At 59.7% G+C, this 14,662-nt stretch carries 13 protein-coding genes; 8 read left to right on the top strand and 5 right to left on the bottom strand.

Annotation, left to right across the window (positions count from 1 at the left end):
* Positions 1 to 37: 37 nt before the first annotated feature.
* Entirely contained in the window at positions 38 to 604 is a 567-nt protein-coding gene (locus BMY73_RS22005) for an NADPH-dependent FMN reductase (RefSeq protein ID WP_062390827.1), read from the bottom strand.
* A 316-nt stretch (positions 605 to 920) separates the two neighbouring features.
* Between BMY73_RS22005 and BMY73_RS22000 the strand changes: the two genes are divergently transcribed.
* The gene (locus BMY73_RS22000) at positions 921 to 1,133 is read left to right on the top strand and encodes a hypothetical protein (RefSeq protein WP_062390829.1); all 213 of its coding nucleotides are present in this window, start codon (positions 921 to 923) and stop codon (positions 1,131 to 1,133) included.
* 107 nt (positions 1,134 to 1,240) lie between these two features.
* On the opposite strand, the gene BMY73_RS21995 is transcribed toward BMY73_RS22000, so the two are convergent.
* The 4 genes from BMY73_RS21995 to BMY73_RS21980 form a co-directional block, all read right to left on the bottom strand.
* Positions 1,241 to 1,789, bottom strand: coding sequence for a GNAT family N-acetyltransferase (locus BMY73_RS21995; protein WP_062390846.1), 549 nt, complete (start codon positions 1,787 to 1,789; stop codon positions 1,241 to 1,243).
* Positions 1,790 to 1,873: 84 nt separating this feature from the next.
* Positions 1,874 to 2,632, bottom strand: coding sequence for a DNA polymerase III subunit epsilon (dnaQ, locus tag BMY73_RS21990; protein WP_062390831.1), 759 nt, complete (start codon positions 2,630 to 2,632; stop codon positions 1,874 to 1,876).
* 539 nt (positions 2,633 to 3,171) lie between these two features.
* The gene (rnhA, locus tag BMY73_RS21985) at positions 3,172 to 3,624 is read right to left on the bottom strand and encodes a ribonuclease HI (protein WP_092409731.1); all 453 of its coding nucleotides are present in this window, start codon (positions 3,622 to 3,624) and stop codon (positions 3,172 to 3,174) included.
* Positions 3,625 to 3,667: 43 nt separating this feature from the next.
* The gene (locus BMY73_RS21980) at positions 3,668 to 4,426 is read right to left on the bottom strand and encodes a class I SAM-dependent methyltransferase (protein ID WP_062390629.1); all 759 of its coding nucleotides are present in this window, start codon (positions 4,424 to 4,426) and stop codon (positions 3,668 to 3,670) included.
* Positions 4,427 to 4,523: 97 nt separating this feature from the next.
* Between BMY73_RS21980 and gloB the strand changes: the two genes are divergently transcribed.
* The 7 genes from gloB to BMY73_RS21945 all read left to right on the top strand — a co-directional run bounded on the left by gloB (position 4,524) and on the right by BMY73_RS21945 (position 14,657).
* Positions 4,524 to 5,303 (top strand): hydroxyacylglutathione hydrolase, encoded by a 780-nt coding sequence (gene gloB, locus BMY73_RS21975; protein WP_092409729.1) that lies wholly within the window; start codon positions 4,524 to 4,526, stop codon positions 5,301 to 5,303.
* Between the two features lie 99 nt (positions 5,304 to 5,402).
* Positions 5,403 to 7,016 carry a lytic transglycosylase domain-containing protein gene (locus BMY73_RS21970; RefSeq protein ID WP_092409727.1) on the top strand — a complete coding sequence of 538 codons (1,614 nt, stop codon included), beginning with the start codon at positions 5,403 to 5,405 and terminating at the stop codon, positions 7,014 to 7,016.
* Positions 7,017 to 7,239: 223 nt separating this feature from the next.
* Entirely contained in the window at positions 7,240 to 9,069 is a 1,830-nt protein-coding gene (locus tag BMY73_RS21965; RefSeq protein ID WP_092409725.1) for an extracellular solute-binding protein, read from the top strand.
* A complete protein-coding gene (locus BMY73_RS21960) occupies positions 9,066 to 10,949 on the top strand; it encodes an extracellular solute-binding protein (protein ID WP_092409723.1) in 1,884 nt (627 codons plus the stop codon). The genes BMY73_RS21965 and BMY73_RS21960 overlap by 4 nt, the downstream gene beginning before the upstream one ends.
* A gap of 1 nt (position 10,950) precedes the next feature.
* Positions 10,951 to 12,024: a microcin C ABC transporter permease YejB gene (locus BMY73_RS21955; RefSeq protein WP_062390618.1), complete on the top strand. Its 1,074-nt coding sequence runs from the start codon at positions 10,951 to 10,953 to the stop codon at positions 12,022 to 12,024.
* Between the two features lies 1 nt (position 12,025).
* Positions 12,026 to 13,045: an ABC transporter permease gene (locus BMY73_RS21950; RefSeq protein ID WP_062390616.1), complete on the top strand. Its 1,020-nt coding sequence runs from the start codon at positions 12,026 to 12,028 to the stop codon at positions 13,043 to 13,045.
* 1 nt (position 13,046) lies between these two features.
* On the top strand, positions 13,047 to 14,657 hold the full coding sequence (locus tag BMY73_RS21945) for an ABC transporter ATP-binding protein (RefSeq protein WP_092409721.1): 1,611 nt from the start codon (positions 13,047 to 13,049) through the stop codon (positions 14,655 to 14,657).
* Positions 14,658 to 14,662: the final 5 nt, after the last annotated feature.

Genomic DNA, 14,662 nt, shown 5'->3' with positions numbered 1-14,662 from the left:
CAAGTTTGCGCCCTTCAGGCGCTATCAGCCTGCGACGTTATTCGCCCTTGACCGTCCGCGCGACGTGCGCCGCGAAGGCATCGATAATGCTCTGCAGGAACGGCCGGGTTTTCTCGTTCAACTTGCCCTGCTCATCGAAGAAACTCCCCGCATTGCCCAGATAAGCCTCAGGCTGCTGCATGCACAACAGGTCAAGGAATACAAAACTCTGACGCAGGTGCTGGTTGGCACCGAAGCCGCCAATAGCCCCCGGAGACACACTGACGACCGCCGCAGGCTTGGCCTTGCCCCAGGCGCTTTTGCCATAGGGGCGTGAGCCGACGTCGATGGCGTTTTTCAACACGCCTGGCACCGAACGGTTGTATTCGGGCGTGACGAACAGAAAACCATCGGCGCCCTGCAGCGCCTGACGGAACGCGGTATAGGCCGCCGGAGGTGAGTCCCTGTCGATGTCTTCGTTGTAAAGCGGCAAATCGCCGATTTCGACGATGCTCAGTTTCAGGCTGGAGGGCGCCAACTCTGCCAGTGCGCGGGCAACCTTACGGTTGAGTGAGTCCTTTCTCAAACTGCCGACGATCACCGCAATGGAATGAACCTGGCTCATGAAGCTGACCTTCTTCTGGTGGAGGAATGGACAGTTATAGATGAAAGAAGCGAGTTTTACCGAGCTGTTTTTTGGTTATCACTGATCGAAAAACATGATACGTGGCAGATATATCGCGTATCAGGCCTCTACCGTTGGTCGAGACTATTTTTTGCTCGTTGGAAAACTCCCCTTGAAAACAGCGGTCTGACAGGCTTGAGCGAAGAAGGTACCTACAGAAGCGACAGATTTACCTTACAAGCGGACACGGATCCTTTGCGCGCAGTGTTACGATGCGGGCGAAAACGAGCAGTTATTTCCAGAGGTTACAAAGCAAATGGCTTCAGTTCTAGTTGGGCAATTTCATGCCAGGGATGCGGAAGGTCGCATCTACCCCGTGCATGAATTCCGCGAATCACAGCCAGATGAGGCTGACGGCAAGGAGCCCAAGTCCACCTATCGCCTGGCCATTGGCGACCGCGTGAATCATCTGGGCGGCGACGAATTCGAACTGCTGCAGTCCGGAATCAAGCTGACCAGAGTGGTTTGAAGGCGGTTAAAAGCGTCAAGCTTCTAGCTTCAAGAACAGGACGAATGCAACTTGCCGACCGGACGCGTTGTGCTTCTCGCTTGCGGCTTCAAATGTGTGGCTTGCGGCTAAAAAAACAGATACCAGAATATCGCGGCTTCCCGAGTCGCCGGATCGATCGCACGGTAACGCAGATTGTCCACCCCTCCGACGACAAATCCGTAGCTTTCGTACAGTTTGCATGCCGCCAGGTTGTTGTTCTGGGTTTCCAGCATCATGCCTGGCAGGTTGTGTTTCTGACTCCAGAACTGCGCGACGTCCAGTAGTTTCCGGGCAACGCCGTTGCGCCGGGCAATCACGTCGACCGCCAGCTCGTCGATATGCGCGAAGCCGTTCCAGTGCTTGCTGATGACGATATGCCCCACGGGATCGTCGTCTAGCCATGCCACCAGCACCGTGCCATCCACCGCGTTGCGGTAGTGGCAGAACTCTTCAGAGTCGATGCCGTAGTTCTTGACATAAGGTTCCACCGCGTCAATGCGCCAGTGCGCGACCGGTTTGCCAATCTGCACCTGGGCGTAGCCGGTGACGGTAAACGTGAATTCGCAGTTGAGGATGTAGTCTTCAAAACATTCGTCTGCGACACGAATGCTCAACGTCGGGTTCGCCATTGTCACCATGGACCTCCTGGACCATCGATGAAAGGCTCACACCGGCGCGGCGGGTCATCCATGATGCTCGCCGCCAACGCCTTGCAAACCTTACGCTTGAGCCTGGGCTTCCAGCAGTTGGGTCCACAGTGCCGGCGCACCGGCTGACTTGGCGATCACCGCCAGACGCGCCTCATGCTCTGCCATTTCCGCCTCGCTGGCCAGAATGACCCGGCCCGGCGTGCGATTGACGATACGGCGAACTTCCGTCGGCCGGTCAGCACCGCCTTCACCATCATTGTTACCTGCCAGCGACAAGGTGGTCTGGCCACCCGTCATCGCCAGATAGACGTCTGCCAGAATCTCGGAGTCGAGCAGTGCGCCGTGCAGCTCACGGCCCGAGTTGTCGACGTCATAGCGTTTGCACAAGGCGTCGAGGCTGTTGCGCTGCCCCGGATGGCGCTCACGGGCCATGGCCAGGGTATCGAGCACCGAGCAATAGCGGCTGATGTCCGCCCGGTCGTTTTGCCCGATCAGGGCAAATTCGTTATTGAGGAAGCCGATGTCGAACGCCGCGTTGTGGATGATCAACTGGGCGCCTTTGATGAACTCGAAGAATTCATCGGCCACTTCAGCAAACCGCGGCTTGCCGATCAGGAACTGGTCGGTGATGCCGTGAACGCCAATCGCACCTTCGTCACTCTCGCGATCCGGTTGCAGGTACACGTGAAAGTGACGTCCCGTCAGACGCCGACCGATCACCTCCACACAACCGATCTCGATCACCCGATGTCCGTCAGTGACCGGCATACCCGTGGTTTCGGTGTCGAGAACGACCCTTCGTTCAGTGATGATGTTTTGTACAGTCATTGCCTACCGCCTCTGCTTCAGGCGCGGATGTTAACACGAGGGATTTTTCGGATCACCACACCACTGCCCGCCATCTGGCTCTAACAGGATCAGCGTCGTCCTGATGGCTTCGGAACGACGCGGCCCATGTAGGAGCCGTCCGAGGTTACGAGGGCCGCGAATGCGGTGGGTCAGTCACTGGTGATGGTGCTGACCTGACGCATTCGCCAGCAAGCCGGCTCCCACAAGTCTGCGGTCTGGACACAAGTTCGTGCATCCACCCGGGATTCTGTAGGAGCCGCCCGAGGTTACGAGGGCCGCGAATGCGGTATGCCAGTCACTGTGGATGTTGCTGACCCACCGCATTCGCCAGCAAGCCGGCTCCTACATTATCCGCGTCGCACTCAAGTCTTCGGAACGACGCAGCCCATGTCGGAGCCGTCCGAGGTTACGAGGGCCGCGAATGCGGTATGTCAGTCACTGGGGATGGTGCTGACCCACTGCATTCGCCAGCAAGCCGGGTTCCCGCAGGGTCATGCAGTGCTCAAGGGTGACTGCCATCAACCGTGCTTGATCCCGCGCACCTCGTCCACACCGCGGTTGGCCAACTGGTCGGCCCGTTCGTTGCCGTGATGGCCGATATGCCCGCGTACCCATTTCCAGGTGACGTTGTGCCGACTGACCTGCTCGTCCAGTTGCTTCCACAGGTCGGCATTCTTCACGGGCTCTTTGGCGGCAGTCTTCCATCCGCGCTTCTTCCAGTTGTCCATCCACTCGGTGATGCCTTTCATCACGTACTGCGAGTCGGTCACCAGAATCACGTCGCAGGGACGCTTCAACTCTTCCAGCCCGCGGATGGCGCCGAGCAGTTCCATGCGGTTGTTGGTGGTGTTGGCCTCACCGCCCCACAGTTCCTTTTCAACGCCTTTACAGACCAGCAAGGCGCCCCAGCCGCCTGGGCCGGGATTGCCCTTGCAGGCGCCGTCGGAGAAGAGTTCTACGGTATCGCTCATTACGACTTTTCCAGAATTTGAAAGGCTGGGTACAGCCGGAAGATCAAGGCTCGGGGCTGCGTCGATTGACCTTGGCCATTGGCAGAGGCAGCAATTTGCCCATGGGCTCTCGCCGCGGCATGCGCACGGGCCGCAATCCAACCACCAGCTTGCGTGCCACTAATAGATAGAAGCCGCCCCCAGGGCTTTGCCAACCGTCGCCCAAACGCTCGAGCCCCGACAAACGGTTCTGCCACTTGGGCGAGACAAGCGGCGGACGATAGCACCCGAACCGACGTTTCTCCAGCGCAAAACCCAGCAGATTGAGCCAGTCCCCTACCCGGGAAGGCGAGATACAGCGCGCCCGGCGCAAGGCGTCATTGGCGAAGAAATGACGAATGCCCCAGGTACTCCAGGGATTGATGCCCACGATCAGCAGATGACCGCCAGGCCGTACACTGCTCGCGGCTTCACGCAACAGGCCATGGGGGGAGAGGCAGAAATCCAGGCCGTGCTGCATGACGACGACGTCGGCGGCATGCTCGGTCAGCGGCCAGGCCTGCTCTTCACAGACGATCTCGACCCCAGGCAACGGCGCCCCCAGGCGCACATTGCGCTGAACCTGCTTGGCGGCGGGCGGGGTTTGCGCCGACGGACCGTAATGCACGAGGTAGCCGCCGAAGAATCGCTCGAGTTCCTCCTCGAGTACCCGGCGCTCTTCTTCCAGCAGCAACTGCCCCAAAGGCCCGGACAACCATTCACGGGCAGAGCTGATCAACTCAAGCCATTCGGGGTCGGCCTGGGCGAACGCTTCATCGGTCATTTCCGGTCTCCATGAGTGATCCTGAGCGAGCGCGGCTCGCCTGGACGCTGTTCAGACTCTAAGATGCATCTTTGTTTCCAGCAAAGCGAACCGCGCCATGATACAGATCGATGCCCTGCCCGCTTTCACCGACAACTACATCTGGTTGTTACAAGACAATGCCAGCAAGCGCTGCGCGGTCGTCGATCCGGGCGATGCGACCCCTGTCCTGGCCTGGCTGGACGACAACCCGGGCTGGCAACTGAGTGACATCCTCGTGACTCACCATCACGCCGATCATACCGGTGGGGTCGCGGAGCTGAAAAACGTCACCGGTGCCACGGTCTACGGGCCCGCCAATGAGAACATCCCTGCGCGCGATATCGCCTTGTCCGACAACGACAGGATCACCGTACTCGGCCTTGGGTTCGACGTCCATGCGGTTCCGGGCCACACCCTGGGCCATATCGCGTTCTATCACGCCGACCTACAGACACCATTGCTGTTTTGCGGCGACACCTTGTTCGCGGCTGGCTGCGGTCGGCTGTTCGAGGGCACCCCGGACCAGATGCATCACTCTCTCTCGCGACTGGCGGCGTTGCCGGAGAGCACGCGCGTCTACTGCACCCACGAATACACCCTGAGCAACCTGCGATTTGCCGTGGCCGTCGAACCGGAGAATCCCGACGTCACCGGCCGCTTCGAGCAAGTCAGCCAATGGCGCGAAGAAAACCGCATCAGCCTGCCCTCCACATTGGCGCTGGAGCACAAGACCAATCCGTTTCTACGTGTTTCACAACCTGCCGTGAAACAAAAAGCGGACGAACGGACCGGTACAGACAACACCTCGCCTGCAGCGGTTTTTGCAGCGCTCAGGGCGTGGAAGGACACGTTCTGATCCGCCACCGGATCAACGCAAAAATTCTGAAAGGTTGACCGTTGTTAAGACGCTTTCTAGAATCGCCCGACATTTTCGACTGGAACTATCCCCCAGCCAATGTCGTCATCTATACGCAGAACCTTTAATTCCGACGCATTGACTCGGTTAGCCCAGGCCATCGCAGTGGTCGCGAGCGCAACGTTGGCAGGCTGCCAGACCACCAGCAGCCTGGACCCTGCCAGCGCGTCAAACGCCACTCACTCACCGGCGAGCGTCAAGCCAAAACCGGTGTTCATCGCCCGTAAACCGGTTCCTCTCGCCCCACCGCACGATGTGTGGGAGCGGATGCGCCAGGGCTTCCAGTTGCAGGATGGCAACGACCTCAACCCGCGTATCGACCAGCAGCGTCTGTGGTTTGCCAACAACCCGTCGTTCCTGGAAACGGCCGGCGAGCGTGGCAGCCTGTACATGCATTACATCGTCGAACGACTGGAAGAACGCAACATGCCGCTTGAGCTGGCGTTGTTGCCCGTGATCGAAAGCGCGTACAACCCGATGGCGCTCTCTCGCAGCGACGCTGCCGGAATCTGGCAGTTCATCCCGTCCACCGGTCGCTACTTCAACCTGCGTCAGACCAATTTCTACGATGGACGCCGCGACATCACGGCGTCGACCACGGCGGCACTGGATTACCTGACCAAGCTGCATGACATGTTCAACGGTGACTGGCTGCTGGCGCTCGCCGCCTACAACGCGGGCGAAGGCACCGTCAGCCGGGCGATTGAGCGCAACGAAAAGCTCAACCTTCCCACCGACTACTGGAACCTGCCGCTGCCGCAGGAAACCCGCGACTACGTGCCTAAATTGCTGGCCCTTTCGCAGGTGGTCATGTCACCGGAAGCCTACGGCGTCAACCTGAGCCCGATCGACAACAAACCCTATTTTGAAGTTGTCGAGTTGAACCAGCGCATGGACCTGACCAAGGTCGCGCAAATGGCCAATATCGACGAAGACGAGTTGATGCAGCTCAATCCGGCCTTCAAGAAGCGCCTGACCATCGACGGCCCGCAGCACCTGCTCGTACCGACGTCGAAGTCGGAGTTGCTGACCGCCAGCCTCTCGAAAATGAAGCCTGAAGAGCTGGTCGACTGGCAGCAGTATCGCGTGCGTCCGGGTGACAGCCTGGCCAGCATTGCCAGCCGCTACAAAGTATCGGCCAGCACGATCAAGGACCTGAACAAACTGTCCAGCAATCATTTGAAGCGTGGCCAGGCATTGACCATTCCGGTCCAGCCGGGCATGAAAATGGCAATGCCGGTGTTCGAAGAAGTGGCGGAAGTGGACGAAAAGCCTGCTCGCACCCGCACCTATAAAGTGAAGAAAGGCGACAACCTGGCCCAGATCGCGCGTCTCAACAAGGTCGACGCGAAGGACCTGCAGCGCTGGAACAAGCTTTCCGGCCACAACCTGAAAATCGGCCAGACACTGGTCATGCAGGACAACAGCAAACCGGCCAGAACCAGCACCCGTGCCGTGGCAAAAGCGGACACCGCCAAAAAGGGCGAAGACGCTGACAAAAAGTCCATGCAGTACAAGATCCAGAAGGGCGATTCGCTGTATCTGGTTGCCAAACGTTTCAACGTCGAAATGCAGCACCTCAAGCGTTGGAACCCTCGCAGTGGTCAGGCGTTGAAGCCGGGGCAAACGTTGACGGTGTATCTGCCGCATTGATTGGCGCAAAACCGAACAGCATTTACCGACTGCCCGCGCGGAGAACGGTCTCCTTGTAGGCGCGCGCTTGCCCGCGATTGCGGTGTGTCAAACGACAGATGTGTCACAGACATACCGCGTTCGCGGGCAAGCGCGCTCCTACAGGTGCGCACCCACGACTCCCCTTTTTCCAGCCCATACAAGCTGTTACTGTGACCGACCGCTGCCTGGATCGACCGCCCATTTGATACGCCCATTGCTGCTGATTTCCAGCCTGGTCTTGAGCACGACAGCCGCCGCGACCATCAGCGAAAGCCATGGTTATGCACAGTTCGGTGTCCTCAAGTATCCGGCCAGCTTCACCCATTTCGACTGGGTCAATCCCGAGGCGCCGAAGGCTGGCACCTTGCGAATCATGGCCAACGGCACGTTCGACACGCTCAACCCCTACACCTTCAAGGGCAGCAGCCCGATTTCGACGCCCAATTTCGGCCAGTACGGCGTCAGCGAGCTGAACGAACCGTTGATGGTCGGCACCGGTCAGTACGATCCATCCGGCGACGAGCCCACCTCAAGTTACGGGCTGATCGCCAAGTCAGTGGAGTACAGCGAAGACCGCAGTTGGGTGGTGTTCAACCTGCGTCCTGAAGCGCGTTTCCACGACGGCAAACCGATCACGGCCTATGACGTAGCTTTTTCCTACCGGACGCTGCTCAAAGACGGCCATCCGCAGTACCGCACGGCGCTGCAGGAAGTGCAGCGGGTGGACATTCTCAACCGGCATCGCATTCGCTTCGTGTTCAAGCGCTCCGGCAACCCATTATTGATTCTGCGCCTCGGTGAGTTGCCGGTGCTGCCCCAGCATTACTGGAAGAACCGCGACTTCAAGGCCACCACCTTCGAGCCGCCCTTGGGCAGTGGCCCGTATCGCATCACCCACGTGCGTCCCGGTCGCAGTCTGGTATTCGAAAGGGTCAGGGATTACTGGGGCAAGGACCTGCCGGTCAATCGCGGCAAGTACAACTTCAATCGCGTGGAAGTCGAGTTCTACCGCGACGCCGATGTCGCCTTCGAAGCCTTCAAGGCGGGCGAGTTCGACATTTACATCGAGCATCAGGCCAAGAACTGGTCGACAGGCTACGATTTCCCGGCCGTGGCCAGCGGCAGCGTGATCAAGGCGCAGATTCCACATCAGATCCCGACCCAGACCCAAGGCCTGTTCATGAACACCCGTCGTGGCACGTTCGCCGACATCAAGGTGCGAGAGGCGCTGGGCCTGATGTTCAACTTCGAGTGGACCAACCGTACGTTGTTCAACAATGCCTACAGCCGCTCGACCAGCTATTACCCGAACAGCGAGTTTTCCGCGACCGACCTGCCCGCCGGCCGCGAGTTTCTGATGCTGTCGCCCTACCGTGATCAACTGCCGCCCAAGCTGTTCACCCAGCCGTTTTCGGTGTCGAAAACCGACGGTGGCGGCGTGCCTCGCGACACCTTGCGCAAAGCGCTGGGCCTGCTTGCCGAAGCAGGCTGGAAGTTTACTGATCGTGGCCTGACCAACGCGGCTGGCCAGCCGTTGCGTTTCGAAATACTTCTGGTCAACCCCAACCTCGAACGAATTCTGCAGCCTTACATCGAAGACCTGACGCGAATCGGCATCGATGCCCGGCTGCGCACGGTGGATCGCGCCCAATACAAGCAGCGCCTGGACCAGTTCGATTTCGACATGATTCTGATGACCCTGAACCAGACACTGAGCCCGGGCCTGGAGCAGTGGCAGTATTTTCACTCCAGCCAGGCCAGCATCAGAGGCAGCAAGAATTACGCGGGCGTCGCCAATCCGGTTGTGGATAACCTGCTCAACCAGCTATTGGCAGCGAAAACCCGGGAAGATCAGGTCGCGGCCACCAAGGCACTGGACCGCGTTCTGCTCTGGCAGCACTACATGATTCCCAACTGGTACCTCAACAATCATCGCCTGGCGTACCGCAACCGGTTCGCCTTCGTCACCACCCCGCCCTATACCCTGGGCCTGCGTGCGTGGTGGCTCAAGCCTTCGGAGAAAACTCAATGACCGCACTGCGCGCCCTGACTCGGGCCGGCGGCCTGTGCCTGCTCGGCCCTCTTTTACTGGGGATGGCCTGCTCGTCCCAGGCGGCCCCGCAACACGCCATTACGCTGTACAACGAAGCCCCGAAATACCCGGCAGACTTCAAGCACTTCGACTATGTGAACCCCAACGCGCCCAAGGGTGGAATTCTTCGCAGCGCAGGTTTCGGCGGCTTCGACAGCCTTAACCCGTTCATTAGCAAAGGCGTGCCCGCCGATGACATCGGCCTGATCTACGACACGTTGATGCGCCAGGGCCTGGATGAACCCTTTACGGAATACGGGCTGATTGCGGGCAAGATCGAAAAAGCCCCGGACAACAGCTGGGTGCGTTTTTACCTGCGCCCCGAAGCCCGATTCAACGATGGCCACCCGGTGCGTGCCGACGACGTGGTGTTCAGCTTCAATACCCTGATCAAGGACGGCTCGCCCCTCTATCGCAGCTACTACGCCGACGTCGATCAAGTGGTCGCTGAAGACCCGTTGACCGTCCTGTTCAAATTCAAACACGACAATAACCGCGAACTGCCGTTGATCATTGGCCAGTTGCCAGTGCTGCCAAAGCATTGGTGGGCAACCCGTGACTTCAACAAGGGCAACCTGGAAATCCCGCTGGGCAGCGGGCCGTACAAGGTGGTCGAGGTTAAACCCGGGCGCTCGGTGCGCTACGAGCGGGTCAAGGACTATTGGGGCAAGGACCTGCCGGTCAATAAGGGTTTCTACAACTTCGACAGGCTTTCAACCGACTATTACCGCGACAACACTGTCGCGCTCGAAGCGTTGAAAGCCGGGGCTTTCGATTTCTGGCAGGAGATGACCGCCAAGAACTGGGCCACGGCCTACGACGTGCCTGCGGTGCGTGAGGGCCGGCTGATCAAGGAAGAGATTCCCAATGGCAACCCCCAGGGCATGCAGGGCTTCATCTTCAACCTGCGCAAGCCGATGTTCCAGGACATCCGTGTACGTCAGGCGCTGAGCCTGCTGCTGGACTTCGAATGGACCAACAAACAGCTGTTCTTTGGCACTTATACGCGGACCAAGAGCTATTTCGACAACTCGGACATGGCCTCGCGTGGCCTCCCTTCCGAAGCTGAACTGAAAATTCTCGAACCGCTGCGCGGCAAACTGCCCGAGCCGGTGTTCACCGACGAGTTCAAGCTGCCAGTGACCGACGGCAGCGGCATTATCCGCGAGCAACAGCGCAAGGCCTTCCAATTGTTCAAGGAAGCGGGCTGGAAAATCGTTGGCGACAAGATGGTCGACACCGAAGGCAAGCCGGTCAACATCGAATTTCTGCTGGCCCAGACCGAATTCGAGCGCGTGTTGCTGCCGTTCAAGCGCAACCTGGCCGACCTCGGCATCAATCTCGAAATTCGCCGTGTGGACGTCTCGCAATACATCACCCGCCGCCGCTCGCGTGATTACGACATGATCGTCGGCAGCTTCCCGCAATCCAGCTCGCCGGGTAACGAACAGCGCGAATACTGGGACTCGTCCGCGGCGGATAAACCGGGCAGCTACAACCTGATCGGCCTCAAAGACCCCGCCATCGACACGCTGGTCAGCGGCCTGATCAACGCCGACTCAAGGCAAAGCCTGATCGACCATACCCGCGCCCTCGACCGCGCGCTGTTGTGGGGTTATTACGTGATCCCCAACTGGCACATCAAGACCTGGCGTCTGGCCTACTGGGACCACCTGGGTCACCCGAAAAGAACACCGCTCTACGACATCGGCACCATGACCTGGTGGGTCAAGCCCGATGCGACGCCTGCGATTCCGGTGCAGACCGCGCCCGACCTCGCCGAACCTGAAGCTGCGCCATCCACAGGCACGGAGCAATAACATGCTGGCGTACATGCTGCGGCGCTTGCTGCTGATCGTGCCGACCCTGTTTGGCATCCTGCTCATCAACTTCGTGATCATCCAGGCCGCGCCCGGCGGCCCGGTGGAACAGATGATCGCCAAGCTCGAAGGCTTCGAGGGCGCGACCAGCCGCATCGCTGGCGGCGGCGCGGAAGTCTCGGTGGCAGGTTCGACCTACCGGGGGGCGCAAGGTCTGGACCCCAGCCTGATCAAGGAAATCGAGCACATGTACGGTTTCGACAAGTCGGCGCCGGAACGCTTGTGGATCATGGTCAAGAACTACGCCCGTCTGGACTTCGGCGACAGTTTCTTCCGCGACGCCAAGGTGATCGACCTGATCGCCGAGAAGATGCCCGTCTCGATCTCTCTGGGGCTGTGGAGCACGCTGATCATGTACCTGGTGTCGATTCCGCTGGGGATTGCCAAGGCCACACGGCACGGCAGTCAGTTCGACGTCTGGACCAGTTCGGCAATCATCGTCGGCTACGCCATCCCCGCTTTCCTGTTCGCCATCCTGCTGATCGTGGTGTTCGCTGGCGGGAGTTATTTCGACTGGTTTCCGTTGCGCGGCCTGACCTCCAGCAACTTCGATGAACTGAGCTGGCTGGGCAAAGTGCGCGACTACTTCTGGCACCTCGTCCTGCCCATCACCGCTCTGGTGATCGGCAACTTCGCGACCATGACGCTGCTGACCAAGAACAGCTTCCTCGACGAAATCGGCAAACAGTACGTAATCACCGCCAAGGCCAAGGGCCTGACCCAGCGTCGGGTCTTGTACGGCCACGTCTTTCGCAACGCCATGCTGTTGGTCATCGCCGGCTTCCCGTCGGCTTTCATTGGCATCTTCTTCACCGGTTCGCTGCTGGTGGAAGTGATCTTTTCCCTCGACGGCCTGGGCCTGATGAGCTTTGAAGCCGCGATCAACCGTGACTACCCGGTGGTGTTCGGCACCCTGTTCATCTTCACCCTGCTGGGGCTGGTGGTGAAACTGATCGGCGACCTGACCTACACGCTGGTTGACCCACGTATCGACTTCGACCGCAGGGATCATTGATATGACGTTGTCCCCTCTCAATCGACGCCGTTTCGAACGTTTCAAGGCCAACCGACGTGGCTGGTGGTCGCTGTGGCTGTTCCTCATTCTGTTCGGCCTGAGCCTGGGCGCCGAACTGATCGCCAACGACAAGCCGCTGATCGTCAAATACGACGGCCAGTGGTACTTCCCGGTATTCAAACGCTATCCGGAAACCACCTTCGGCGGCGAATTTCCGCTGGAAGCGAACTACAAAAGTCCCTACATCAAGGAACTGCTGGCGGCCAAAGGCGGCTGGACCCTGTGGGCGCCCATCCCGTTCAGCTACCAGAGCATCAATTACGACCTGAAAGTCCCGGCGCCCGCGCCGCCTTCGCGGGAGAACCTGCTCGGCACCGATGACCAGGGCCGCGATGTGCTCGCGCGCGTCATCTATGGTTTCCGGGTGTCGGTGTTGTTCGCCCTGACCCTCACCGTACTCAGCTCGATCATCGGCGTGATCGCCGGAGCGTTGCAGGGGTTCTACGGCGGCTGGGTCGATCTGGTCGGCCAGCGCTTTCTGGAGATCTGGTCAGGCCTGCCGGTGCTTTACCTGCTGATCATCCTCGCCAGTTTCGTCCAGCCCAACTTCTGGTGGTTGTTGGGCATCATGCTGCTGTTCTCGTGGATGAGCCTGGTCGACGTGGTCCGTGCCGAATTCCTGCGTGGACGCAACCTGGAATACGTGCGCGCCGCGCGAGCGCTGGGCATGCAGAACGGCGCGATCATGTTCCGCCACATCCTGCCCAATGCCATGGTCTCGACCATGACCTTCATGCCGTTCATCCTCACCGGCGCGATCGGCACCCTGACCGCGCTGGACTTCCTGGGCTTCGGCCTGCCCGCCGGCTCGCCTTCGCTGGGCGAACTGGTCGCACAGGGCAAATCCAACCTGCAAGCGCCCTGGCTGGGCATCAGCGCCTTTGCCGTGCTGGCCATCATGTTGAGTTTGCTGGTGTTCATCGGCGAATCCGCCCGTGACGCTTTCGACCCGAGGAAATGAGATGAATCAGGACAATCTGATCGAAATCCGTAACCTGTCCGTCGAGTTCGTCACCGGCGACAAGGTCCAGCGTGTGGTCGAAGGCATCAGCTTCGACATCCCCAAGGGCGAGACGCTGGCGCTGGTCGGCGAAAGCGGCTCGGGCAAGTCCGTCACCGCGCACTCGATCCTGCGACTGCTGCCCTACCCCCTCGCCCGGCACCCCACAGGGACCATTCAGTACGCGGGCAACGAATTGCTGACGGTGAGCGAAACACGCATGCGGGCCATTCGAGGCAACCGGATCGCGATGATCTTTCAAGAGCCGATGACCTCGCTGAACCCGCTGCAGTCGATAGAAAAGCAGATCAACGAGGTGCTCGGCCTGCACAAGGGCCTGACCGGCAAAGCCGCCACACGGCGCACCCTGGAGCTACTGGAACTGGTGGGCATCCCGGAACCGCTAAAGCGCCTCAAAGCCCTGCCACATGAGCTCTCCGGCGGTCAGCGCCAGCGTGTGATGATCGCCATGGCGCTGGCCAACGAGCCGGAACTGCTGATCGCCGACGAGCCGACCACGGCACTGGACGTCACGGTCCAGTTGAAAATCCTCAACCTGCTCAAGGAACTTCAGGCGCGTCTGGGCATGGCCTTGCTGCTGATCAGCCACGATTTGAACGTGGTTCGACAAATTGCCGACCGCGTATGTGTCATGCAGCGCGGTTGCATCGTCGAACAGGCATCGTGCGAAGAGCTGTTCCGTGCACCGCAACATCCGTACACCAAAGAACTGCTGAGCGCCGAGCCCAAAGGCGGCCCTGCGAACAACGCCCCCGGCAAGCCGATGCTTGAAGTCGAAGACCTGAAAGTCTGGTTTCCGATCAAGAAAGGCGTGTTCAAGCGCACCGTCGATTACGTGAAGGCCGTGGATGGCATCCACTTCAGTCTGCCCAAGGGCCAGACGCTGGGGATCGTCGGCGAAAGCGGCTCGGGCAAATCGACGCTGGGCCTGGCGATTCTCCGGTTGATTCGCAGCGAAGGCGAGATACGCTTTCAGGGCGATTCACTGGCGTGCCTTAAACAGGATCAAGTGCGTCCGTTAAGACGCCAGATGCAAGTGGTGTTTCAGGACCCGTTCGGCAGCCTCAGCCCACGCATGTCAGTGTGCGACATCGTCGGCGAAGGCCTGCGTATCCACAAGATCGGCACGCCGGTGGAGCAGGAGGCCGCGGTGATCGAGGCACTCAAGGAGGTCGGTCTGGACCCGGAAACCCGGCACCGCTACCCCCATGAGTTTTCCGGTGGACAGCGGCAAAGGATCGCCATCGCCCGGGCATTAGTGTTAAAACCGGCGCTGATTTTACTGGACGAGCCGACTTCGGCCCTCGACCGGACTGTTCAGCGCCAAGTGGTGGAGCTTTTGCGCTCCCTGCAGACGAAGTACAACCTGACGTATTTGTTTATCAGCCATGACCTGGCGGTAGTCAAAGCGCTGAGCCACCAACTGATGGTGGTCAAGCAAGGCCAAGTGGTCGAACAGGGTATGGCGCAAGACATCTTCGCCGCACCGCAACATCCTTATACACAGCAGCTGCTGGAAGCCGCCTTTTTGGCGCCGGCAGCTGTCGATTAACCTGA

Origin of the sequence: Pseudomonas sp. NFACC02 (assembly GCF_900110765.1) — a bacterium.
Lineage (GTDB): Bacteria > Pseudomonadota > Gammaproteobacteria > Pseudomonadales > Pseudomonadaceae > Aquipseudomonas.
The sequence above is the reverse complement of the archived record's forward strand: the minus strand, read 5'-3'. Positions and strand labels throughout refer to the sequence as shown.